Source organism: Paenarthrobacter ilicis, from assembly GCF_016907545.1.
Classification (GTDB): Bacteria; Actinomycetota; Actinomycetes; order Actinomycetales; family Micrococcaceae; genus Arthrobacter; species Arthrobacter ilicis.
Map to the genome: position 1 here is coordinate 3,355,199 of NZ_JAFBCD010000001.1, position 21,390 is coordinate 3,376,588.

Consider the following 21,390-nt stretch of genomic DNA (forward strand, 5'->3'; position numbering starts at 1 on the left):
CTAAAAAAGACTTTCAGAAAGAGAACCACAATGAGCAACGTTGCAGTCATCGGACTCGGAATCATGGGCCTCCCCATGGCCATCAACCTCGTCAAGGCCGGCCACACGGTCACCGGTTTCAACCGCAGCCAGGACAAGATCGACAAGCTCGTTTCCGAGGGCGGCCAGGGTGCCACCAGCATCGCGGACGCAGTCAAGGACGCCGACGTCGTCATCACCATGGTCCCGGACTCCCCCGATGTTGAGGGCGTAGTCAGCGGCAAGGACGGCGTCTTCGCCAACGCGAAGAAGGGCACCATCTGGATCGACGCATCCAGCATCCGCCCGGACGTCGCAAAGCGCCTCTCCGAAGATGCAGTAGCAGCCGGCATCCGCCCGCTCGACGCTCCCGTATCCGGTGGCGAGCAGGGCGCAATCGACGCCGTCCTGTCCATCATGGTCGGCGGCGAAGCTGCAGACTTCGAGGCAGCACAGGATGTCCTCAACGCAGTGGGCAAGACCATCGTCCACGTCGGCCCGTCCGGCTCCGGCCAGACCGTCAAGGCAGCCAACCAGCTGATCGTGGCCGTCAACATCCAGGTCCTCGGCGAGGCCATCGCCTTCCTTGAGGCCTACGGCGTAGACACCGACGCAGCACTGAAGGTCTTGGGCGGCGGCTTGGCCGGCTCCAAGGTCCTCGAGCAGAAGGGTCAGAAGATGCTCGACCGCAACTTCGACCCCGGCTTCCGCCTGGCCCTCCACCACAAGGACCTCGGCATCGTCACCTCCGCAGCGCGCGAAGCCAACGTCACTGTCCCGCTCGGCGCAGTCGTCGCACAGCTCGTCGCCGCAACCGTCAACCAGGGCGACGGCGGCCTCGACCACTCGGGCCTCTTCAAGCAGGTCCTCCAGCTCAGCGGCCGCAAGTAATTACCCCGGCAAAAGCCAGCTAAGCAACACAAAGCAGGGAACCCGCCGTCGTAAGTAAACGACGGCGGCTCCCTCACCACACCCAAAAACACCACAGACTTCGCCCGAAAGGGCAAAAAACAAGGAGTACACCATGGCAAAGATGCGCACCGTTGATGCGGCCGTAGCCATCCTGGAAAAGGAAGGCGCAACCGAAGCTTTCGGTCTGCCCGGCGCAGCGATCAACCCCTTCTACTCAGCAATGCGTGCCCACGGCGGCATCCGCCACACTCTGGCCCGCCACGTTGAAGGCGCCAGCCACATGGCTGACGGCTACAGCCGCGCAGCTGATGGCAACATCGGCATCTGCATCGGCACGTCGGGCCCCGCTGGCACGGACATGATCACCGGCCTGTACGCAGCATGGGCGGATTCCATCCCCATGCTCTGCATCACCGGCCAGGCACCCGTTGCCAAGCTGCACAAGGAAGACTTCCAGGCTGTGGACATCGAGTCCATCGCCAAGCCGTTGACCAAGTTCGCCATGACCATTCTGGAGCCGGGCCAGGTTCCCGGTGCGTTCCAGAAGGCGTTCCAGCTGATGCGTTCTGGTCGTCCGGGCCCGGTTCTGTTGGACCTGCCCATCGACGTTCAGATGGCCGAGATCGAGTTCGACATCGACGCCTACGAGCCCCTGCCGGTGGAGAAGCCCAAGGCTTCCCGCAAGCAGCTGGAAAAGGCATTGGACCTGCTGACCGCAGCCAAGCACCCGCTGATCGTTGCCGGTGGCGGCATCATCAACGCCGGCGCTTCGACCCAGCTGGTTGAGCTGGCCGAGATCCTGAACGTTCCGGTAATCCCCACCCTGATGGGCTGGGGCGCCATCCCGGACGACCACCAACTGATGGCCGGCATGGTTGGCCTGCAGACCTCACACCGCTACGGCAACGAGACGTTCCTGCAGAGCGACTTCGTGATCGGCATCGGCAACCGTTGGGCCAACCGCCACACCGGCGGCCTGGACACCTACACGGCCGGCCGTAAGTTCGTGCACATCGACATTGAGCCGACGCAGATCGGTCGCGTTTTCTCGCCGGACCTGGGCATTGCGTCCGACGCCGGTGCGGCGCTGGACGGTCTGTTGGAGCTGGCCCGCGAACGTCAAGCTGCCAAGACCCTGCCGGACTACTCAGGCTGGGTTGCCGAGTGCCAGGAGCGTAAGGGCTCCCTGCACCGCAAGACCAACTTCGACAACGTGCCGATTAAGCCGCAGCGCGTGTACCAGGAGATGAACAAGGCCTTCGGCCGCGACACCACCTACGTGTCCACCATCGGTCTCTCGCAGATCGCCGGCGCACAGATGTTGCACGTGTTCGGTGCCCGCAAGTGGATCAACGCTGGCCAGGCCGGCCCGCTGGGTTGGACCGGTCCCGCCGCATTGGGCGTTGTTCGTGGAACCCCGGACGCCACCGTTGTTGCCCTGTCCGGTGACTACGACTTCCAGTTCATGATCGAGGAACTGGCCGTGGGCGCACAGTTCAACCTGCCGTACATCCACGTTGTGGTGAACAACAGCTACCTGGGCCTGATCCGTCAGAGCCAGCGCGGCTTCAACATGGAACAGAACGTTTCCCTGGCCTTCGAGAACATCAACAGCCCGGAGACCAACGGCTACGGCGTGGACCACATCAAGGTTGCCGAGGGCTTGGGCGTCAAGGCCATCCGCGTTGAGGACCCCAACGATCTGCCTGCCGCTTTCGACAAGGCCAAGGCACTGATGGGCGAGTTCAAGGTTCCCGTGGTTGTTGAAGTGATCCTGGAAAAGATCACCAACATCTCCATGGGCGTTGAGATCAGCGGCGTGAACGAGTTCGAAGAATTGGCAGAGACCGCGGCGGACGCACCCACCGCGATCCTGACCAAGGCCTAGAGAAAACAGTAAGGAGGCACCGGAATGCGTGTTGTCATCGCCCCGGACAAATTCAAGGGCTCGCTGTCCGCGCCCGACGTCGCCGAGCACCTGGCAACAGGGCTGCTGGCGGGCTACGGGCACAACGGCTTTGAAGCAACACGCATTCCGGTGGCCGACGGCGGCGAAGGAACCATCGACGCCGCCATCGGCTCCGGCTTCACCCGCCGGACCACCACCGTCACCGGCCCGCTCGGCGAGCCAGTGAAGGCCGACTTTGCGGTGCGGGACCAGGAAGCTGTCATCGAAATGGCGGCAGCTTCCGGTCTCGCCCTCCTCCCGGACGGCCCCACGTCCCAGACGGCCAAAACCGCAACCAGCATCGGCACGGGCGAACTCATCCGGGCCGCGCTGGACCTCGGCTGCCGCAAGATCATCCTAGGTGTGGGCGGCAGCGCCAACACCGACGCCGGCGCAGGCGTCCTGCAGGGCCTCGGCGCCGTCTTCCTGGACAAGAACGGCAACGAGCTCCCCGGCGGCGGTGCCGCCTTGGCACAGCTGAACTCCATCGACTTCTCCAACTTCGACGTCCGCGTCGAAGCAACGGAGTTCGTGTTGGCGTCCGACGTCGACAATCCCCTTTTGGGGGCCAGCGGAGCCCCAGCCATCTTCGGTCCGCAGAAGGGCGCGACGCCGGACGACGTCACCTCCCTGGACAAGGCGCTGCAACACTTCGTCGACGTCCTCTCCGCCACCACCGGGCAACATGCCAAGTTTGCTGCCAAGGCAGAAGGTGCTGGAGCGGCAGGCGGCGTTGGCTACATTGCCATCGCGGCACTGAAGGCAGAGCGGCGGCCGGGCATCGACGTCGTGCTTGAATTCACTGAGCTGGAAGAGCGGCTGAAGGGCGCCGATCTGGTGATTACCGGAGAAGGCAGCCTGGACGAGCAAAGCCTGCTCGGCAAAACGCCCATGGGCGTCTCCCGTGCAGCGCAGCGGAACGGGGTTCCCGTGATCGCAGTCTGCGGCCGGAGTACCCTGAGCCGGGAACAACTCACGGACGCCGGCTTCCACACGGTCCACGCACTGACCGATCTGGAAAAAGATGTCCAAAAATGTATCGCAGAAGCAGGTCCGTTGCTTGAACAATTAGGTAAGCACATAGGCGTGTACCTGGCGGAACGGACCGACAACAAGGAGTACCTCAATGTCTGAAGCAATCGGCGCCTATGACCTCGTTATCCGGGGCCAGCGCATCCTCACCACCGCAGGCATCGCAGCCCGCGAAGTTGGCATCCGCGATGGCGTCATCGTCGCGATCGAACCCCTCGGCAACGGCCTGACCGGCAACGAGGTCATCGAACTCGCAGACGACGAAACGCTCCTCCCCGGCCTGGTGGACACCCACGTCCACGTCAACGAGCCCGGCCGCACCGAGTGGGAAGGCTTCGCCTCCGCCACGCGCGCCGCAGCTGCCGGTGGCGTCACCACCATCATCGACATGCCGCTGAACAGCATCCCGCCCACCACCAGCGTGGACGGCCTGGAGCAGAAGCGCGTGGTCGCCAAGGACCAGGCGTTCGTGGACGTCGGATTCTGGGGCGGTGCCATCCCGGGCAACAAGAGCGACCTCCGCCCGCTGCACGACGAAGGCGTGTTCGGCTTCAAGTGCTTCCTCCTGCACTCCGGCGTGGACGAGTTCCCGCACCTGGACGCAGATGAGATGGAAGAGGACATGGCTGAGCTCAAGTCCTTCGACTCCCTCATGATCGTGCACGCGGAGGACTCCCACGCTATTGACCGCGCCCCGCACCCCGGCGGCGACCACTACGAAACCTTCCTCGCCTCCCGCCCCCGCGGCGCTGAGAACAAGGCAATTGCCGAGGTCATCGAACGCGCACGCTGGACCGGCGCCCGCGCCCACATCCTGCACCTCTCCTCCTCCGACGCACTGCCCATGATCGCTTCGGCAAAGCGCGACGGCGTCAACCTCACCGTTGAGACGTGCCCGCACTACCTGACGCTCATGGCCGAAGAAATCCCGGACGGCGCCACGGCCTACAAGTGCTGCCCGCCCATCCGCGAAGCCTCCAACCGCGAGCTCCTCTGGAAGGGCCTGCAGGACGGCACCATCGACTGCATCGTCTCGGACCACTCCCCCTCCACACTGGACCTCAAGGACCTGGAAAACGGCGACTTCGCAGTGGCATGGGGCGGCGTTTCCTCGCTGCAGCTGGGCCTGTCCCTCATCTGGACCGAAGCCCGTCACCGCGGCATCCCGCTGGAACAGGTGGTTTCCTGGATGGCCGAGAAGCCCGCCGCTTTGGCCCGCCTGCACAACAAGGGCCAGCTGGCCCTGGGCTACGACGCCGATTTCTCCATCTTCGCCCAGGACGAAGCCTTCGTGGTGGACGTCAGTAAGCTCAAGCACAAGAACCCGATCACACCGTACGACGGCCGTCCCCTGGCCGGCGTCGTCCGCAAGACCTACCTGCGCGGCACCCCGATCGACGGCCAGAACCCCGGCGGCAAGCTGCTCCGCCGCGGCAACGTTTAGGACCCACTGTCATGGCAGTCAATGCCTACGGGCCTCCGCCGTCGCGAGGACCCGCCGCACGCGGGGTCTCGGGACGGCGGGCTGGCTTGAATGATCGGAACGGCCTGACAGCACATGGGCTGGCGCTCTGGGTCAACCCTGCCGAGGGTGACGACATTGATCCTGAAGTCTGGGAACGGGCGGCACGCCTTGTGCTGGCCCGTGCCATGAAACTTGCCCCGGAGGCGGAAGTCCGCATCTGGCCCGCCACCGGGGCACAGCACTCCGGCGTCGGCGACACTTCCTGGGGCGGCACTCCGCAGGAAGCCGCCGACGCCGGTACCAACGGTCCGGATTCAGCAACGGTAACGCTCGCCGACGCCCTCGCGGAAGCCCGTTCTGAAGCCACTTCCGACGGCGGCAACGGCACCGAAGCGGGCGGCAGCACCGCCGTCGAGCCCGTAACGTTGGCGAGCCGCCGCAGCCAACTTGCGGTGGACCTCGCCGCTGAAGTAGTCCTGCTGGACGGTGAGCCGGTTTCCTTTACTGGCATGGAATACAAGCTGCTCCGGTACCTGGTGGTGAACTGCTCCCGCGCCATTGCACGTGAAGAATTGCAACGCTTCCTGGAGTCATTTGACCTTCCCGGCGCGGCATTTCGCTCGATCGACGTTTATGTTGGAAGGGTCCGGCGGAAGCTCGGCTCCGCCCGGCACACCGTCGCCACCGTCCGTGGTGGCGGCTACCAGTTCGTGCCAGGCCCCTATGCCACGGTGCGCGGACCTGCGGAATACAGCATCTAGCTTCGCTGTTCAGTCAGTTAGACAATCCGTTTTTTGAATGATGAATGCCGGCTGTTTGCCGGTGAAACGTAAAGGATCGCCATGACCCAGAAACTCCTCGTCGGAACGCAAGCACCTGACTTCGCGCTGCTCGACGCCGACGGCACCAAGGTCTCGCTGTCCGATTACCGCGGACGCAACGTCATTGTGTACTTCTACCCGAAGGCTGCCACCCCCGGCTGCACCACCGAGGCCTGCGATTTCCGCGACAACCTCGCCAGCCTCCAGGGCAAGGGCTACGACGTCATCGGGATCTCCCCGGATGCTCCGGAGGCCCTGTCCAAGTTCACTGGTGAATTTGCGCTGACCTTCCCGCTGCTCTCCGACGAAGACCACAAAGTTGCCCTGGCATATGGCGCATGGGGCGAGAAGCTGGTTGACGGCGAAATCCACGAAGGCCTTGTCCGCTCCACCGTTGTCCTGGACGGCGAAGGCATCGTGAAGCTCACCCAGTACCAGGTGGCGGCCCAGGGCCACGTCCAGGCGCTGCGCGAAGAGCTGGGCGTCTAACCCTCTCTCACATCCCGCGGGTTCCAGAGCGTCCCTCTCTCACATCCCGCGTGCTTGAGTGGATCCCTCTCTCACATAACTGCACAATTCTTGTAACGCCCGCTCACTCCTGTGAGCGGGCGTTACGCATTCCTTGACTAAACGTGACAAAACCCCAGCCGCAGTAGTTAATGGAGCCATGGTCTCCCCTACGCCCGTACGCCACGCAGTTGTCGTCGAAGACGACGCCGATATCCGCGGCCTCCTCGTCCTGGTACTCGAGCAGCTCGATTTTGTGGTGACCGAGGCACCGGACGGCCTGTCCGGCGTCGAGGCTGTCCGTAGAACCAATGCCGAATTGGTGACGCTGGACATCAACCTGCCGGACATCGATGGCATGGAAGTGTGCCGCCGGCTCCGCGAATTCTCCGATGCCTACGTCCTGATGCTCACCGCCCGTGCTGACGAAATCGACCGCCTGAACGGGCTGGACACCGGCGCGGATGACTACATCAGCAAGCCTTTCAGCCCCAAGGAACTCCAAGCCCGCATCCGCGCCCTGTTCCGCCGGGCCCGCACACCCGCCGCGCCGGCGGTGGACCAGCGCCAAACGGACGAGCTGGAGCGGGCCGCCGTGGTGCAGCAAAGCCTGCTCCCCCGGGAGACAGTCCGCCTGGACGGATACGACGTCGCCGGGGCCTTCCGCCCCTCCCGCAGTGTAGGAGGGGATTTCTACGACTGGTACCAGACCCGTGACGGAATGCACCTGACGTTCGCCGACGCCATGGGCAAGGGAATGGGCGCCGCCCTGATCGCCGCCACCGTCCGCGCGGTGATCCGCTCGGTGGCCGACACCCCCGGGATCGACGACGCTTTCGGCTCCGCAAGCGCCACCATCAGCTCGGACCTGGACCAGTCCGGCTCCTTCGTCACCATGTTCCACGCGCGGCTGGACAGCGCCTCCGGCAAGCTCAGCTATATCGACGCCGGACACGGACTTGCGCTGTACGTCCCGGCTGACGGGGAAGCCCAGCGGCTGGTGTCGGCCGGGCCTCCCGTGGGAATTCTGGAGGGGCAGCACTGGCCCGCTTCCGAGCTGGACCTGGCTCCCGGCGACTCCCTGGTGATCGTCAGCGACGGAGTACTGGACGCCCATAGGTCCCTCGAAGATTTCATCCGGAACGTTGAGAAGGTGGCTCGCAACGGAACAACGTCGGACGAAATTTGCGCCGCACTCCTGGAGTTGGCACCGGCTGCCACCGCCGAAGACGACGTGACCGCCGTCGTCGTCCGCCGCGCCAACTGAGCCACAACAAGGGGGAAGTGTGACACGTTTCTGGACCCGGTTGTTTGTTCTCCTCACTGTCATTCTGGGCGTCAACTATGTGGCGTGGCGCTGGTTTGCCTCCCTGAACTGGGATGCTTGGTGGATCGCGCTGCCCCTGGTGATCGCGGAGACGTACAGCCTCATTGACGTGATGCTGTTCGGCCTGACGGTATGGAACCTGAAAATCCGCAAGCCGCCGCCCCCTCCGCCGGAGGACGCAACGGTGGACGTTTTCATCACCACCTACAACGAGCCGTTGGACCTGGTGATGACCACCGCCTTGGCGGCAAAGAACATCCGCTGGCCCCACGGCACCTGGATCCTGGACGACGGCAACCGCCCGGAGATGCGGCAACTGGCCGAGTCGAACGGTATTGGATACGTGACGCGGGGCGCGGACTGGACACCGGACATGCCGCGGCACGCCAAGGCCGGCAACCTGAACAACGCGCTCATGGTCACCTCCGGCGAGTACCTGTTGATTCTCGACGCCGATCAGATCCCCGAGCCCGACATCCTGGACAAGACGCTGGGCTACTTCACCGATGATCGAGTGGCGCTGGTCCAAACACCGCAGTACTTCACCAACGTCCCCGCAGACGATCCCCTGGGCAGTCAGGCTCCCCTGTTCTACGGGCCCATCCAGCAGGGCAAGGACGGATGGAACGCGGCGTTTTTCTGCGGTTCCAACGCCATCCTGCGCCGCGAGGGGCTCATGCAGCTGGGCCTGGTGGGGTACGTCAAAGCCACAGAGAAGAGCGTCCGCCGGGCGCTGGGCGCGTCGCGCTCGGCCATCAAGAAGGCCCGGCGGTCCGCGGAAGCAGAGAACCCGTTGGTGGCCGACATGCTGACGCAGGTGGAAGCCGCCACCGAATCCGCTCAGCAGGAGCTCGACGCCGGTGCTTCCCTCAGCGAGATTACTTACCGCGTGCGCCGCAAAGTGGACGATGCCGTCCGGACCCTGGTGGCAGCGGACTTTTCCGCGCTGCAGTCCGACCTCGAAGAAATTGCCGCGATGGAACTGGCCCACGTCGGCGAGTCCGGCGTCACCACAGTGGCCAGTGACGCCGTCGACCGCATGTCCGGCCGCGACTGGTCACCGCTGGGCGCGCTGGAATCGGTCCACGCGGTGCTGGACGCCATCTCCGTTGAACGCACCGACGAAGCCCAGCCGATCATGCCGCTTGCCACCATCTCCGTCACCGAGGACATGGCGACGTCCATGCGCCTGCACGGCCTGGGTTGGAAGAGCGTGTACCACCACGAGATCCTGGCCAACGGCCTGGCGCCCGAGGACCTCAAAACCATGCTGACGCAACGGCTCCGCTGGGCACAGGGCACCATGCAGGTGCTGCTCCGCGAGAATCCGCTGATCCAGCGCCGGATGTCGTGGGGCCAGCGGCTCATGTACTTCTCCACCATGTGGAGCTACCTCAGTGGGTTCGCTGCCGTGGTGTACTTCGCTGCTCCCATCATCTACCTGACACTGGGGATCCTCCCGGTCAGCAGCCTCAGCTACGACTTCTTCATCCGCTTCATCCCGTTCATGGTGGTCAACCAGCTCCTGTTTGTGGTGGCCGGGCACGGAATTCCCACCTGGCGCGGGCAGCAGTACAGCTTGGCGCTGTTCCCCACGTGGATCAAAGCATGTACGACGGCGGCACGTAACGTCTGGTTCGGCCGTCCCCTGGGGTTCGCCGTCACCCCCAAAGCCCGCCAGAGCGGCGGACCAAGTTGGAGCCTGATCCGTCCGCAGATCATCGTTGCTGTGCTGCTGGCCATTGCTTTGGTGGTGGGCGTGGCCCGCCTTGTCACCGGGCTGTCAGAGCCGTTGGGCACCCTGGTGAACGTGGCCTGGGTGGCCTACGACCTCGTGGTGCTGAGCGTGCTGGTCAAGGCAGTTTTGTACAAGGGATTCGTCCCCGAAGATGTTGGGCCCCAGCGCCCCGAAGAGAGGAACGCAGATGCAGTTTAGCTACGAGGTCAACGACTCCTACGCAGAAGTGAAGAGCGTTGGCAGGCTCAACATGGTGGCTGCCCCCAAGCTCCGCGAGGTAGTGAACGAGGTTGTGGCAGCGGGTTCCAACCGCGTGGTGGTCAACCTGGCCGAAACCAACTTCATGGATTCCTCCGGGCTGGGCGCCCTGATCGGTTGTCTCAAGGCCGCACGTCAGGCAGGCGGTGACCTCCGGATCGCCGGCGTTCAGCCCCAGGTGAAGATGGTCCTGGAACTGACCAACATGGACCGGGTGCTTACTGCCTACCCCACGGCTGAAGCTGCATTCGGCGATGACTGAGGTGATTGCCCGCAGGGGGTTCCACGGCCAGTCCAACGACGACGCCATTGAAGCCATCCACGACGAGCTCGATGCCCTGTGGGAGGACGCTTCCTTTGTGCCGGATGTGGATCGGATGACGTTTGCCACGGCAGTGATCGAGGCCGCAGCCAACATTGTGCAGCACGCGCTTCCCGTGGCGGACAAGCCCGTGGAGATCGACGTGGATATCAGCGTGTGGCCCGCCCGCTTGGTGGCCCGGGTGAGTGCGTTCAACGCCCGGGAGCCTTTCGCCAACGACATGCAGGCCTCGATGCCAGGTTCCGATGCCGAATCCGGACGTGGGCTGGCGCTGATCGAAGCCCTGGTGACCACCGTGACATTCGAGCGCCAGGACGGCACCAACACCTGGATCCTCACCCGCAACACCTGACCCTCTCTCACATCCCTACCCCACCCACCCATCCCTCTCTCACATCCCTACCCCACCCACCCATCCCTCTCTCACATCCCTACCCCACAGCAGGCGGAGGGGTGTTCTGCCCATCGCCGACGGAGGGCATGTGTGACACCATTCGGTGAGTACCGCCGTCGAGCGATTTATGAAGTTGGGGGACCCATGCGCAAAACCGCGCAGCGAAACTTGCGACTAACGGCTGCGCTAGCGGGGTGCGCAGCAGCACTATCCAGCTGCGCCACTCCCCCGGACGGTCCCACCCGGAAGCCAAGCTCGGCACCACCCGTCACGGCCGCCCCGGCATCTCTCGCGGAAAGCACCACAAAATACGACGCCCTGACCAAGGAACTCGTCGCGGCACTGGAAGCCAGAATGCCAGGCATCACGTGGGCCCCGGATGATCCCTCCAGCGTGGTGAACAGCAAAGACGGCACGTGCATATTCCTTCCACAAAGCATGAAAAGCAGCGCGGACATTGTTGCGCCGTCCAAGAACTTCGAGGCTGTTTTCGATGCGGCAGACCCCATCCTGGAGAAGCACGGCTTCCCCGCGTTCGGCGGAACCGACCCCGTCCCTGGTGGCTGGGTGGTGGCCCGCAGCACGGACGGGACCGGCGCAACCATCACCATCGAATCGAAAAGCCCGGCCTTCCTGCGGATGACGGTGCCGGTCACAGCCGAAAGTTGCGAGACCACGGCGACTCCCACGGGCTGACAGGGAAGTTCTATCCATCGCGTCAGGGAAGCCACGCGGTTACGGTGACCTTGGCTTCATGGCCACAATATCCAAGGGGGACAGGACAATGCCGGGATTCTACGGTGCTGATGTTGAACAATTGCGGACGTTGGCCAAGACCATGTCCCGGCACTCCGAGCGAATGACCTCGCTGTCCCAAGAGCTTGGAAGCCTCATCACCAACGCCCGATGGGATGGCCACGATGCCGCATCCTTCCGAGCGTCGTGGAACTCCGAGCACCGGCCCATGCTGATCAGGATTTCCGCCGAATTGCGGAACCAGGCCACGGAATTGTCGCGAAATGCCGAGGAGCAGGACAAGTCCAGCTCCGGGTCGTCCGGGTCGGATCGGACCGGCCGGGGCGAGTCCAACCCGCCCGGGGACCCCGGCCCCCTGAACCCGGACGCGCCCGACGTCGATGTCCCCGGCGATGTTCGGAACGACCCCGACGCCGGTGATCCCAGCGACATCAATCAGGGCCAGATCGGCGATTGCTGGTTGCTGGCCGGGATCGGTTCCGTGGCCCAGGAACTGGAGCGCCAGGGAAAACTGGACGAGTTCCTCGAATCGCACATGCGTCCCGTCGGAGACCCACCGACGCACTGGGTGGTCACCCTGTACGAGGACGGCGAACCCGTGGAAGTCACTGTGGAGGCCAAGTCAACGGAGGGCGGAGTCCGCGGCGCAGACGGCGAACCGAACTGGTTGTCCATCTACGAACGCGCTGCCGCGGAACACCGGGGCGGCTCCTACGACGATATCGACGGCGGGTTCAGCAATGAGGCCATGGAGCTGATGACGGGACAGTCCGCGGACAAGGACGGCGAGCTGAACCTGGACGAGATCGAGGACAAGCTTTCCGACGGCCAGGCGGTATCGGTGGGCACTGAAGATGTGAAAGACGACGACTTCGATTGGTTCTGGGAATCTGAAGAGGTCAACCGCACAGACGTGGTCCCCAACCACGCGTACGTTGTTGTGGATGTGAAAACCAACGACGACGGCGAAAAAGTGATCGTGTTGGCCAACCCGTGGGGGCCTTCCGGCGGTTACATGGAGGGCGACAGCGACCACAAGTCCGGAACACTGGAACTGACCGAAGATGAGTACAAGGAGAACTTCGACTCCGTGTACTCCGTGGATGTGAAGTAGGGATGGCCGTGGAACAGCTGGTAACCGTGAAGCAAGGAATGCAGCCAACCTTCGACGGCGTGAAGGTGGGCGTGGTGAAGATTGGCATCGCCGAGGGAGCTCCCGCCGTGCAGTTCTGGATCCGGACCGCCGGGCAGGAGCGCAAGCAGGCTTTCCGGGCGGGTCAGTCCGTCACGCTCCCGGGCGCCGGACTACTCACGGTTACCGACATCCAGCCCGACGACGACCCGGCCCTCGCGTCCGTGACGTTGAAGTACGGCGGCGGGAGGTGAGAGAGGGACGCCCCAAAGCCGACGGGATGTGAGGGAGCAACGCCCCAAAGCCGGCGGGATGTGAGGGAGCAACGCCCCAAAGCCAGCGGGATGTGAGAGAGGGACGGTTTGCGGGTCAGGCCTTGGCGATGGCCTCTTTCAGCGCACCCAGCACCAGTGTCACGGAGGCAATGTTGGCGTTCGGGCCCATCATGCCGATGCGCCACACGGTGTCTGCGAACTCTCCCACCCCTGAGCCGATCTCCATGCTGAAGTGCTCCAGCAGGTAAGCGCGGACGGCGGCCGAGCTGACGCCGTCGGGCACTTTCACGGTGGTGAGGCTGGGCAGCCGGGACCCTTCGGCGGCGAACAGCTCCAGTCCCATTTCCTGCAGGCCATCCTGCAAGGCGGTGCCGGCGGCGTGGTGCCGTGCCTGCACAGCCTCCAGCCCCTCGGCCAGGATCCGGTCCAGCGCAGCTTCGAGCCCGGCGATCATGGTGACCGGCGCGGTGTGGTGGTAGGTCCGTGCGCCGCTGGCCGCGCCCACGTAACCGCCGAGCAGCCCGATATCCAGGTACCAGGACCGCGGATCCTTCACGCGGCGTTCAAACGCGCGGTCGGAGACGGTGAACGGCGAGAGTCCCGGCGGCACACCGAGGCACTTCTGAGTTCCGGCGTATCCGACGTCGATCCCCCAGTCGTCTGCCTGGAGTTCCAGTCCGCCGATGGAGGTGACGGCGTCGGTAATCAGCAGCGCGTCACCCTTGCCTGCGCCGAGGGCCGCGATGTCGGAGAGCACCCCCACCGAAGTCTCGGCGTGGACGGCGGCGATCACCTTGGGATTCGGATGCGCTGACAGAACCCGGTCAGCGTCCACCGGCTGGCCCCATTCGTGATCCACCCGGACCACCGTTGCTCCACAACGCTTGGCTACCTCACACATCCGCGCCCCGAAGAGTCCGTTGACAGCGATTACTGCCACGTCGCCGTCGGAGACTGTGTTCACGAAAGCCGCTTCCATGCCGCCGGAACCGGTGGCGCTCAACGGCAGGGTCCGCGCATTACTGGTCCCCCACACCGCCCGGAGACCCTCGCACGTGTGGTCCAACCGCTCGATGAACACAGGATCCAGGTGCCCGAGCACCGGGTAAGCCAGTGCGGCCATCGCTTCCGGGTAGCAGTTGCTGGGGCCAGGACCGAACAGGAACCTGGAGGTGAGAATCTCTGGCATGTGCGAACTCCTTCAGCTGGTTGAGGTCATTCTGCCCCACCCAACGTTGCGGGGCCCACTCTGCGCCCCAAAACACCCGTAGGGTGCGTAGAGCGGGCCTCGCAACGTTCCGGGCCGATCACCCAGGATCCTCCAAGGCCAAACTGCTAAGGTTGCTCACCAATACCCAGGCCGGCGCGGACAGAGGACCAGAGTGACTGAACGGAACGAGTCGCCGGAAACGGGCGTAACGGGCGAGATCCACCAGGACAGATTTGTTGCCGGACAGGACCTCACCCGCTGGAAAACTCCCGTGGGCCGCACCATGGCCAAGGGCGCCGAAGGCATCACCAGGATCCTCGGCCCCTACGCGGCGCTCATCATCACCATGGCCATCGGCCTGGTCATCACCTTTACGCTGACATGGGTGTTCGGCGAAGTCTACGAGTCGGTAACAGAGGCCGACGGCGTGGCAGCCTTGGACGATCCGGCTCTGGCGACTGCCAAATCAGTCCGCTCGCCGGCCTTGGATGCGGCCGTCACCGCCTATACGAACATCGGCGGAACCTTGGGCATGCCACTGATTGCGGCGGCCATCATGATTTTCCTTGCCTGGCGGCGGAAGTCCTGGACGCCCGTGATCTTGATGCTTTCAGCAGGCCTGGGATCACTGATCATCACCATTCTTGGCAAGCCGATTTTCGGCCGCTCGCGCCCGGACCAAGTGGATGCCATCCCGCCCTACGAGCATTCCGCGTCATTCCCCAGTGGCCATTCGCTCAACTCGATGGTGATCGCAGGAATCGTGGCCTACCTGATCATTTTGCGACTCAAGACCACGCGGGCCCGCGTCATCACCATTGTGATCGCCGCGGTCTTCGCGGCCACCATGGGACTTAGCCGCGTTTATTTGGGCCACCACTGGCTGACCGACGTGCTGGCGGCGTGGGCCATAGGAATAGCTTGGCTGGCACTGGTGATCACGGCGCATCGACTGTATCTGACCGTCCGGGCACGCCGACACCACAGTCAGGACACGGTAGTCTCTTGACACCGACGCCGTGACTCGGCAACACTGAATTACGCATGCTGAAATAACAGTTCCATGATGCGGAAGTTTGAAGCAACGTGCTTCCCCCGTAAAAACCTCGGGGTTCCGCATAGCCCACACCATGGATGCCAGCATTTTGCACGAGGATAACAAGCATGGAGCTTGCAGTATTCAACAGTGTCGACCGCAACGAGGCCACCCGGATCCTCACCCCCTGCCTGGACATCAGCCGCTGGGTGGAAACCATCGTGGACGCGCGCCCCTATGCCAGCGTTGACGAGCTGCTGGGCCAGGCCCGGAGTGCGGCCAAACCCTTCACCTCTGCCGAGGTGGAGTCCGCCATGGCACACCACCCCCGGATTGGCGAACGACCCAAGGCACAAACCACCGAGGCCGCCATGTCGCGCTCGGAGCAAGCCGGAGTGGACCCCGGCGACAACCACACCACTGCCGCCCTCGCCGAAGGCAACCGGGCCTACGAGGAGAAGTTCGGCCGGGTCTTCCTGATCCGTGCTGCCGGACGCAGCGCTGAGGAAATCCTCAGCACGTTGCAGGAACGCATCACCCACACCCCCGAAGAAGAAGACACAATCGTGGCCGGCCAGCTCCGCGAGATCGCACTGCTGCGCCTCTCCGGACTGGTCAGCGAAGGAGTCAACGCATGAGCGTTTCACAGGTAACAACCCATATCCTGGACACCGGTTCCGGCCGCCCGGCGGCGGGTGTCGCCGTCGTACTTTACGTCCGCGAAGGTGACGACTGGACCCTGGTGGCGAAGGGCGAAACCGACGCCGACGGCCGCATCAAGACGCTCGGCCCGGAGCGGATTCCCGGCGGCGCCTACCGTTTGAACTTCGCCACGGGCGCCTACTACGACGGTCTGGGAACCGAGACGTTCTTCCCGGAAGTGGACCTGAACTTCACAGTTTCGGATGCCGGCGAGCACTACCACGTCCCCCTGCTGCTGAGTCCGTTCGCGTTCTCCACGTACCGCGGTAGCTAACCCACCCCGCCGAGTTGCCAGTTAATGCCAATGTTCGCCAGGAACATTGGCATTAACTGTCACGTGGGCCGGGAACGGTAGGCTTTAACCCATGGCTTCAGAGGACACCACCCCCACTACCGACCGCCGCGAGATCACGGTCCGCCGGGCACCCAAGTTTGTACCCTTCATGATTTTGGGCGCGGTGGTGGGCGCCATTGTGGCAGCGATCATCGCCTTCGGCCGTCCCGCCGATCCCGCTTTCGACGCCAGCACGGTCTTCGGCTTCTTCCTGATCGTTTGCGCGGGCGGCGGCGTCATTCTCTTCTCGATCCTGGCCCTGATCCTGGACCGCATCAGCGTCAAGCGCACACAGCACGCCGTAGTGGAAGCCGTCCCGGATTCGGTTCCGGACGAGGGAGCAGAGAACGACGGCGGCCGCTAAGTCACGCTTCCGGCTCCGGCACCGATTCGGGCTCGTAGCCAATCAGCCAATGCAAGCCGTGGCGATCCACTACCTGGCCGTCTGAAGCTCCCCACGGTTTCGGCGCCAACGGATCAACCACAGAGCCGCCCTCGGACAACTGATCGAACCAGCGGTGCAGCGTGGACGATTCCGCCGTTCCCAGGAGCGAAAGCATGGCACCCTGCATCTGCACCGCGTTTTCCCCTTCCGCAGCATCCGCTCCGGCCAACGACACCGCTCCGCTGAGCTCGCCGTGGGCTATGGCCGTGGCAGGACCGTCATTGCGGCCGAAATCCCCGTAGCTGTGCAGGGAGAGCTCCCCGCCAAAGATGCCGGCATAGAAGGTCAGTGCCTCCTGTGCCGTTCCCGGGAAGAGCAGGTAGAGGCGCGGCCCCGCAAAAGGACCGGGACCCGGCGTCGAAACCAGTGCGCTGCTGCCGGCCACGCGATCAAGGGTGGCTGCCCACCCGGCCCGGGTGCCGCCGTCGATCTGCTGCCGAACCTCCTCCACAGTGAACTGTTCCGGGAATTCAACCGTGAGGGCTACCTCGGTGGCTGCACCGGAATCGGCCAACTGCACCGTAACAATCGGGGCAGTGAGGGCAGCCTGTCCGTCGAGTTCGGGCCACCCACCCACAGCTCCCCAGCGGAAGACGAGCTTCTTGTCCGGCTCAATATCCAAATACACGCCGCCCGTGGGATAGCTGAGGTCCGGGTTGACCACCATGTGCTGCTTCCACGTTCCACCTACCCTGAGATCCACTTCGATGGGCTCAGCGGGAGTGGGCATCTCCGGGTTGTAAAACCATGCAAGATGCTCCGGCTCAGTCCACGCCTTGAAGACCTGGCGCCGGGTTGCCGCGACGGTGAGGGTGAAGGACCGGTCCCGGCCTTCCTGAAGGGTGTGCGGGTCTTTTTCCATTGCCGCCCACGCTAACCATGTGAGGATGCCCACACAAGGGCACCCCAGCGAGGTTGTGGATGTGAAACACGCCGCATTTCCGCGGGAACATGCTTCTTCGAAGGGTCACATAGGCGGCGGGGGAACGTACCACGGCCACAACATGAGACAATCGACCAGTGGCACGTGGCGACGGAAAACTTTCTCATGATCTTCTCCCCGGCGAAAAAGGCCCCCAGGACGCTTGTGGCGTCTTTGGGGTTTGGGCTCCCGGTGAAGAAGTAGCAAAACTCACCTATTACGGGCTGTATGCGCTGCAGCACCGCGGACAAGAGTCGGCTGGTATTGCTACCAGTGACGGCAAGCGCATCAATGTCTACAAGGACATGGGCCTGGTGTCCCAGGTCTTCGATGAGACAACCCTGAACACCCTTACCGGGCACCTGGCCGTAGGCCACTGCCGGTACTCCACCACCGGTGCAAGCCACTGGGCCAATGCGCAGCCCACCTTGGGCGCTACCGCAACAGGCACTGTTGCCTTGGCCCACAATGGCAACCTGACCAACACCGCTGAGCTCCGCGAAATGATCCTGGAGCGCAACGATGGCCAGCTGACCGGTGAGATGAAGCAGGGCAACACCTCGGACACCGCACTGGTGACCGCACTCCTTGAGGGCGAAGAAGGCAAGACCCTGGAGCAGACCGCCCTGGAGCTGCTGCCCAAGATCAAGGGTGGCTTCTGCTTCGTCTTCATGGATGAAGGAACCCTCTACGCAGCCCGCGACACGTACGGCATCCGCCCGCTGTGTCTGGGCCGCCTGGACCGGGGCTGGGTTGTTGCTTCCGAGCAGGCCGGCCTGGCCACTGTTGGCGCCAGCTTCATCCGCGAGATCGAGCCCGGCGAGTTCATCGCCATCGACGAGGACGGCGTCCGTTCGCAGCGCTTCGCCGAGGCAACCCCCGCCGGCTGCGTCTTCGAGTACGTCTACCTGGCCCGCCCGGATGCAGCCATTGCCGGCCGCTCCGTCTACGAGGCCCGCGTGGAAATGGGCCGCCAGCTGGCCCGCGAGAACACGCACGAGGCCGACCTGGTGATCCCCGTTCCCGAGTCCGGCACCCCCGCCGCAGTTGGTTACGCGGAACAGTCCGGCATCCCCTTCGCCCACGGTTTCGTCAAGAACGCCTACGTGGGCCGTACGTTCATCCAACCGTCGCAGACCCTGCGCCAGCTGGGTATCCGCCTGAAGCTCAACGCCCTGGAATCCGTGATCCGTGGCAAGCGCATTGTGGTGGTGGATGACTCGATCGTCCGCGGCAACACCCAGCGCGCTATTGTCCGGATGCTCCGCGAAGCCGGTGCGGCAGCCGTGCACGTGAAGATCTCCTCCCCTCCGGTCCAGTGGCCCTGCTTCTACGGCATCGACTTCGCGTCCCGCGCAGAGTTGATCGCCAACGGTGCAACCATTGAGGAAATCTCGCAGGCCATTGGTGCCGACTCGCTGGCCTACATCTCAGAAGACGGCATGATCGGCGCAACCCAGCAGCCGCGCGAACGCCTCTGCACGGCCTGCTTCACGGGCAAGTACCCGATCGAGCTGCCGCACGCAGACAAGTTGGGCAAAAACCTGCTGGAGCGCACGGACCTTGGCGGGCTGCCCGCTTCCGAGTCTGATGCCGTGGACGACACCGAGGACCCTGCCGAGAAGCCGGGCGCCACTGGTTGCGACCCCGGACCTGACGCCGAATTCGAAAACCTGCTTACCGACGCTGATCGTTTGACCGACGCCGACAAGAAAGAGTCTGTATGAGCTCCGCAACACCCGCCGCTGGGAACAACGCCGGCATCACCTACGCCTCCGCGGGCGTCGATGTCGAAGCGGGAGACCGCGCCGTTGAACTGATGAAGGACGCCGTCAAGGCGACCCACAACACCTCGGTGATTGGCGGCGTCGGCGGTTTTGCCGGCCTGTACGACGTCTCCAAGCTGCTGACCTACAAGAAGCCGCTGCTGGCCACCTCCACGGATGGCGTTGGAACCAAGGTTGCCATTGCGCAAGCCATGGACATCCACGACACCATCGGCTTTGACCTGGTGGGCATGGTGGTGGACGACATCGTTGTGGTGGGCGCAGAGCCGCTCTACATGACCGATTACATCGCGTGCGGCAAGGTTGTTCCGGAGCGCATTGCTGACATTGTCCGCGGTATCGCCGCTGCCTGCTCGGTTGCAGGAACCGCGCTGGTGGGTGGCGAAACTGCTGAGCACCCCGGCCTGCTGGGCGAGCACGAATACGATGTGGCCGGTGCCGCCACCGGTGTTGTTGAAGCCGACGCCCTCCTGGGCCCGGACCGCGTCCGCGAAGGCGACGTGGTGATTGGCATGGCTTCCTCCGGCCTGCACTCCAATGGCTACTCACTGGTCCGCCGCGTCATCAACCACGCCGGGTGGGCGCTGGACCGCCAGGTCTCCGAGCTCGGCCGGACGCTGGGCGAAGAGCTCCTGGAGCCCACCCGCGTCTACGCCGCAGACTGCCTGGACCTCGCCCGCACCTTCCCCCTGACCGGCGGCGCAGCAGTCCACGGGTTCAGCCACGTGACCGGTGGCGGCCTGGCCGCCAACCTGGCACGCGTCCTGCCCCAGGGCCTGGTTGCCACCGTTGACCGCAACACCTGGGAACTCCCGGCCATCTTCAAGCTGGTTTCCGAGCTGGGCAACGTCCCGCTGGCCGACCTGGAGCGCACGCTGAACCTGGGCGTTGGCATGATCGCAATCGTGTCCCCCGAGGTTGCCGACGCAGCCGTTGCCCGCCTCAACGACCGCGGCTTGCCGTCCTGGGTCATGGGTACGGTTTCGGCCAACTCGGACTCGATCGACAAGACCGGCCCGGACTACGTCCAAGGTGCCAAGGGTGTCGACGGCGGCGCCGTACGTTTGGTGAACGCGTACGCCTAAGCGAATCCCATAAGGGCGGCCGGACAGCTTTTGCTGCCCGGCCGCTCTTTTCGTTTACACCTGAATAAGGTTGAGGGCCCTACACCTGAATAAGGTTGAGGACTCCACCCTGGGGGTCTTGGATAGAGGCCAGCGATCCCGCTTCCGGCCTCTCCTCCGGCGCCACCAGGACCTCTCCCCCGGCCGCCATCACAGCGTCCACGGCCTTGCGTACGTCAGCCACCCCGAAGTAGATCTCCCACCCGGCATCCCCAGCAGACCCCGCCGGAACAACGCCGGCCACCTCGTCACCGTTGATCATCAGCGTGCTGTAGGTTCCGCCGTCGTCCTGCGGGTATTCGGTGACCTCATAACCAAACAGCTGCTGGAAGAACGCGACGGCGGCCTGCGGCTCAGGCGTCAGCAGTTCAGCCCACGTCAACGCACCAGGTTCGTTGTACAGGTGGCTGCCCAGATGGCTCCCCGCCTGCCAAATCCCCGTGGTCCCGCCACCGGGCACTTCAACGAACGCCAGCACCCCGGTGTCGGCTACAGGCTCCGGACCGAACAGGAGCTTGCCGCCCGCGTGCCCGGCGTCCTCGCCGATTTCCTCCGTGTCAGTGGCAGCCAGGTACACATTCCACTGACCATGGTTCCCCGCTGCTTCCTGTACCGGACTCTGCGGAGCAATGACCGCCACCAGCTTGCCGCCCACGAACGCCTGCGCATAGCTGCGGCCATCCGGTGTGGGCAGGTCCTGGTAGCGCCACCCAAACACCTGATGGTAAAAGTCCTTGGCCGCTGCTACATTGCGGGTCTGCAGATCCGCCCAGCAGGGCTCGCCACTTGCGTAGTGGGTACGTTCGGTCATTCCGTCCAGCCCTTTCACTGCAATTCTCCCAAGCCTACGCAGAAAAGGGCCTACAGGGTACGCCGATGAATGGCGTGCCCTGTGGGCCCTTTTCGAAAAGATGAACGGCGTCCG

21 protein-coding genes and 2 pseudogenes are annotated in these 21,390 nt (G+C 64.1%); 19 read left to right on the top strand and 4 right to left on the bottom strand.

The window, feature by feature from the left end; translation table 11 throughout:
• Positions 1–27: 27 nt before the first annotated feature.
• From JOE60_RS15290 to JOE60_RS15350, 13 genes and pseudogenes are all read left to right on the top strand, one after another.
• Positions 28–909: pseudogene (locus JOE60_RS15290) on the top strand (2-hydroxy-3-oxopropionate reductase); the annotation flags it as partial.
• 133 nt (positions 910–1,042) lie between these two features.
• Positions 1,043–2,818, top strand: a complete 1,776-nt coding sequence (gene gcl, locus JOE60_RS15295; protein WP_167267334.1) for a glyoxylate carboligase — start codon at positions 1,043–1,045, stop codon at positions 2,816–2,818.
• Between the two features lie 24 nt (positions 2,819–2,842).
• On the top strand, positions 2,843–4,012 hold the full coding sequence (locus tag JOE60_RS15300) for a glycerate kinase (protein WP_167267336.1): 1,170 nt from the start codon (positions 2,843–2,845) through the stop codon (positions 4,010–4,012).
• Positions 4,005–5,354, top strand: a complete 1,350-nt coding sequence (allB, locus tag JOE60_RS15305; RefSeq protein WP_062068064.1) for an allantoinase AllB — start codon at positions 4,005–4,007, stop codon at positions 5,352–5,354. The genes JOE60_RS15300 and allB overlap by 8 nt, the downstream gene beginning before the upstream one ends.
• 11 nt (positions 5,355–5,365) lie before the next feature.
• A complete protein-coding gene (locus tag JOE60_RS15310) occupies positions 5,366–6,136 on the top strand; it encodes a winged helix-turn-helix domain-containing protein (protein ID WP_167267338.1) in 771 nt (256 codons plus the stop codon).
• An 81-nt stretch (positions 6,137–6,217) separates the two neighbouring features.
• Positions 6,218–6,685, top strand: coding sequence for a thioredoxin-dependent thiol peroxidase (gene bcp / locus JOE60_RS15315; protein WP_062068067.1), 468 nt, complete (start codon positions 6,218–6,220; stop codon positions 6,683–6,685).
• A 178-nt stretch (positions 6,686–6,863) separates the two neighbouring features.
• Positions 6,864–7,970, top strand: a complete 1,107-nt coding sequence (locus JOE60_RS15320) for a PP2C family protein-serine/threonine phosphatase (RefSeq protein ID WP_167267340.1) — start codon at positions 6,864–6,866, stop codon at positions 7,968–7,970.
• A 19-nt stretch (positions 7,971–7,989) separates the two neighbouring features.
• A complete protein-coding gene (locus tag JOE60_RS15325; protein WP_167267343.1) occupies positions 7,990–9,966 on the top strand; it encodes a glycosyltransferase family 2 protein in 1,977 nt (658 codons plus the stop codon).
• Positions 9,956–10,288, top strand: coding sequence for an STAS domain-containing protein (locus tag JOE60_RS15330; protein WP_167267345.1), 333 nt, complete (start codon positions 9,956–9,958; stop codon positions 10,286–10,288). The genes JOE60_RS15325 and JOE60_RS15330 overlap by 11 nt, the downstream gene beginning before the upstream one ends.
• A complete protein-coding gene (locus tag JOE60_RS15335) occupies positions 10,281–10,700 on the top strand; it encodes an ATP-binding protein (protein WP_167267347.1) in 420 nt (139 codons plus the stop codon). Before JOE60_RS15330 ends, JOE60_RS15335 begins: the two co-directional genes overlap by 8 nt.
• A gap of 396 nt (positions 10,701–11,096) precedes the next feature.
• A complete protein-coding gene (locus tag JOE60_RS18400; protein WP_239528883.1) occupies positions 11,097–11,438 on the top strand; it encodes a hypothetical protein in 342 nt (113 codons plus the stop codon).
• Positions 11,439–11,526: 88 nt separating this feature from the next.
• A complete protein-coding gene (locus JOE60_RS15345; protein ID WP_167267351.1) occupies positions 11,527–12,612 on the top strand; it encodes a C2 family cysteine protease in 1,086 nt (361 codons plus the stop codon).
• 8 nt (positions 12,613–12,620) lie between these two features.
• Positions 12,621–12,884, top strand: coding sequence for a hypothetical protein (locus JOE60_RS15350; protein WP_167267353.1), 264 nt, complete (start codon positions 12,621–12,623; stop codon positions 12,882–12,884).
• A 115-nt stretch (positions 12,885–12,999) separates the two neighbouring features.
• On the opposite strand, the gene JOE60_RS15355 is transcribed toward JOE60_RS15350, so the two are convergent.
• Entirely contained in the window at positions 13,000–14,094 is a 1,095-nt protein-coding gene (locus tag JOE60_RS15355; RefSeq protein ID WP_167267355.1) for a pyridoxal-phosphate-dependent aminotransferase family protein, read from the bottom strand.
• Between the two features lie 193 nt (positions 14,095–14,287).
• Between JOE60_RS15355 and JOE60_RS15360 the strand changes: the two genes are divergently transcribed.
• The 4 genes from JOE60_RS15360 to JOE60_RS15375 all read left to right on the top strand — a co-directional run bounded on the left by JOE60_RS15360 (position 14,288) and on the right by JOE60_RS15375 (position 16,551).
• Positions 14,288–15,124, top strand: coding sequence for a phosphatase PAP2 family protein (locus JOE60_RS15360; RefSeq protein WP_167267357.1), 837 nt, complete (start codon positions 14,288–14,290; stop codon positions 15,122–15,124).
• A gap of 155 nt (positions 15,125–15,279) precedes the next feature.
• Complete coding sequence (gene uraD, locus JOE60_RS15365; RefSeq protein ID WP_167267359.1) at positions 15,280–15,789, top strand: 2-oxo-4-hydroxy-4-carboxy-5-ureidoimidazoline decarboxylase; 510 nt, start codon at positions 15,280–15,282, stop codon at positions 15,787–15,789.
• Entirely contained in the window at positions 15,786–16,127 is a 342-nt protein-coding gene (gene uraH / locus JOE60_RS15370) for a hydroxyisourate hydrolase (RefSeq protein ID WP_167267361.1), read from the top strand. Before uraD ends, uraH begins: the two co-directional genes overlap by 4 nt.
• 91 nt (positions 16,128–16,218) lie before the next feature.
• The gene (locus JOE60_RS15375; protein ID WP_167267363.1) at positions 16,219–16,551 is read left to right on the top strand and encodes a hypothetical protein; all 333 of its coding nucleotides are present in this window, start codon (positions 16,219–16,221) and stop codon (positions 16,549–16,551) included.
• Between the two features lies 1 nt (position 16,552).
• On the opposite strand, the gene JOE60_RS18405 is transcribed toward JOE60_RS15375, so the two are convergent.
• The gene (locus JOE60_RS18405) at positions 16,553–16,999 is read right to left on the bottom strand and encodes a VOC family protein (RefSeq protein WP_239529111.1); all 447 of its coding nucleotides are present in this window, start codon (positions 16,997–16,999) and stop codon (positions 16,553–16,555) included.
• Positions 17,000–17,029: 30 nt separating this feature from the next.
• Positions 17,030–17,494 (bottom strand): annotated as a pseudogene (locus JOE60_RS18410) (SRPBCC family protein); the annotation flags it as partial.
• 158 nt (positions 17,495–17,652) lie between these two features.
• On the opposite strand from JOE60_RS18410, the gene purF reads away from it, so the two are divergent.
• Both purF and purM read left to right on the top strand, forming a co-directional pair.
• Positions 17,653–19,281, top strand: a complete 1,629-nt coding sequence (purF, locus tag JOE60_RS15385; protein WP_167267367.1) for an amidophosphoribosyltransferase — start codon at positions 17,653–17,655, stop codon at positions 19,279–19,281.
• The gene (purM, locus tag JOE60_RS15390) at positions 19,278–20,426 is read left to right on the top strand and encodes a phosphoribosylformylglycinamidine cyclo-ligase (protein ID WP_167267369.1); all 1,149 of its coding nucleotides are present in this window, start codon (positions 19,278–19,280) and stop codon (positions 20,424–20,426) included. Before purF ends, purM begins: the two co-directional genes overlap by 4 nt.
• Before the next feature lie 79 nt (positions 20,427–20,505).
• Here purM and JOE60_RS15395 read toward each other — a convergent pair whose 3' ends face one another.
• Positions 20,506–21,276 (bottom strand): VOC family protein, encoded by a 771-nt coding sequence (locus JOE60_RS15395; RefSeq protein ID WP_167267370.1) that lies wholly within the window; start codon positions 21,274–21,276, stop codon positions 20,506–20,508.
• Positions 21,277–21,390: the final 114 nt, after the last annotated feature.

What these genes read in the sequence shown, in the direction of transcription:
- purM (WP_167267369.1), top strand. Translation starts at nt 19,278, where the DNA reads ATGAGCTCCGCAACACCCGCCGCTGGGAACAACGCCGGCATCACCTAC.
- JOE60_RS15345 (WP_167267351.1), top strand. Translation starts at nt 11,527, where the DNA reads ATGCCGGGATTCTACGGTGCTGATGTTGAACAATTGCGGACGTTGGCC.
- allB (WP_062068064.1), top strand. Translation starts at nt 4,005, where the DNA reads ATGTCTGAAGCAATCGGCGCCTATGACCTCGTTATCCGGGGCCAGCGC.
- JOE60_RS15375 (WP_167267363.1), top strand. Translation starts at nt 16,219, where the DNA reads ATGGCTTCAGAGGACACCACCCCCACTACCGACCGCCGCGAGATCACG.
- JOE60_RS15395 (WP_167267370.1), bottom strand. Translation starts at nt 21,276, where the DNA reads ATGACCGAACGTACCCACTACGCAAGTGGCGAGCCCTGCTGGGCGGAT.
- JOE60_RS15300 (WP_167267336.1), top strand. Translation starts at nt 2,843, where the DNA reads ATGCGTGTTGTCATCGCCCCGGACAAATTCAAGGGCTCGCTGTCCGCG.
- bcp (WP_062068067.1), top strand. Translation starts at nt 6,218, where the DNA reads ATGACCCAGAAACTCCTCGTCGGAACGCAAGCACCTGACTTCGCGCTG.
- gcl (WP_167267334.1), top strand. Translation starts at nt 1,043, where the DNA reads ATGGCAAAGATGCGCACCGTTGATGCGGCCGTAGCCATCCTGGAAAAG.
- uraH (WP_167267361.1), top strand. Translation starts at nt 15,786, where the DNA reads ATGAGCGTTTCACAGGTAACAACCCATATCCTGGACACCGGTTCCGGC.
- JOE60_RS18400 (WP_239528883.1), top strand. Translation starts at nt 11,097, where the DNA reads ATGCCAGGCATCACGTGGGCCCCGGATGATCCCTCCAGCGTGGTGAAC.
- JOE60_RS15355 (WP_167267355.1), bottom strand. Translation starts at nt 14,094, where the DNA reads ATGCCAGAGATTCTCACCTCCAGGTTCCTGTTCGGTCCTGGCCCCAGC.
- JOE60_RS15330 (WP_167267345.1), top strand. Translation starts at nt 9,956, where the DNA reads ATGCAGTTTAGCTACGAGGTCAACGACTCCTACGCAGAAGTGAAGAGC.
- JOE60_RS15310 (WP_167267338.1), top strand. Translation starts at nt 5,366, where the DNA reads ATGGCAGTCAATGCCTACGGGCCTCCGCCGTCGCGAGGACCCGCCGCA.
- JOE60_RS15320 (WP_167267340.1), top strand. Translation starts at nt 6,864, where the DNA reads ATGGTCTCCCCTACGCCCGTACGCCACGCAGTTGTCGTCGAAGACGAC.
- uraD (WP_167267359.1), top strand. Translation starts at nt 15,280, where the DNA reads ATGGAGCTTGCAGTATTCAACAGTGTCGACCGCAACGAGGCCACCCGG.
- JOE60_RS15335 (WP_167267347.1), top strand. Translation starts at nt 10,281, where the DNA reads ATGACTGAGGTGATTGCCCGCAGGGGGTTCCACGGCCAGTCCAACGAC.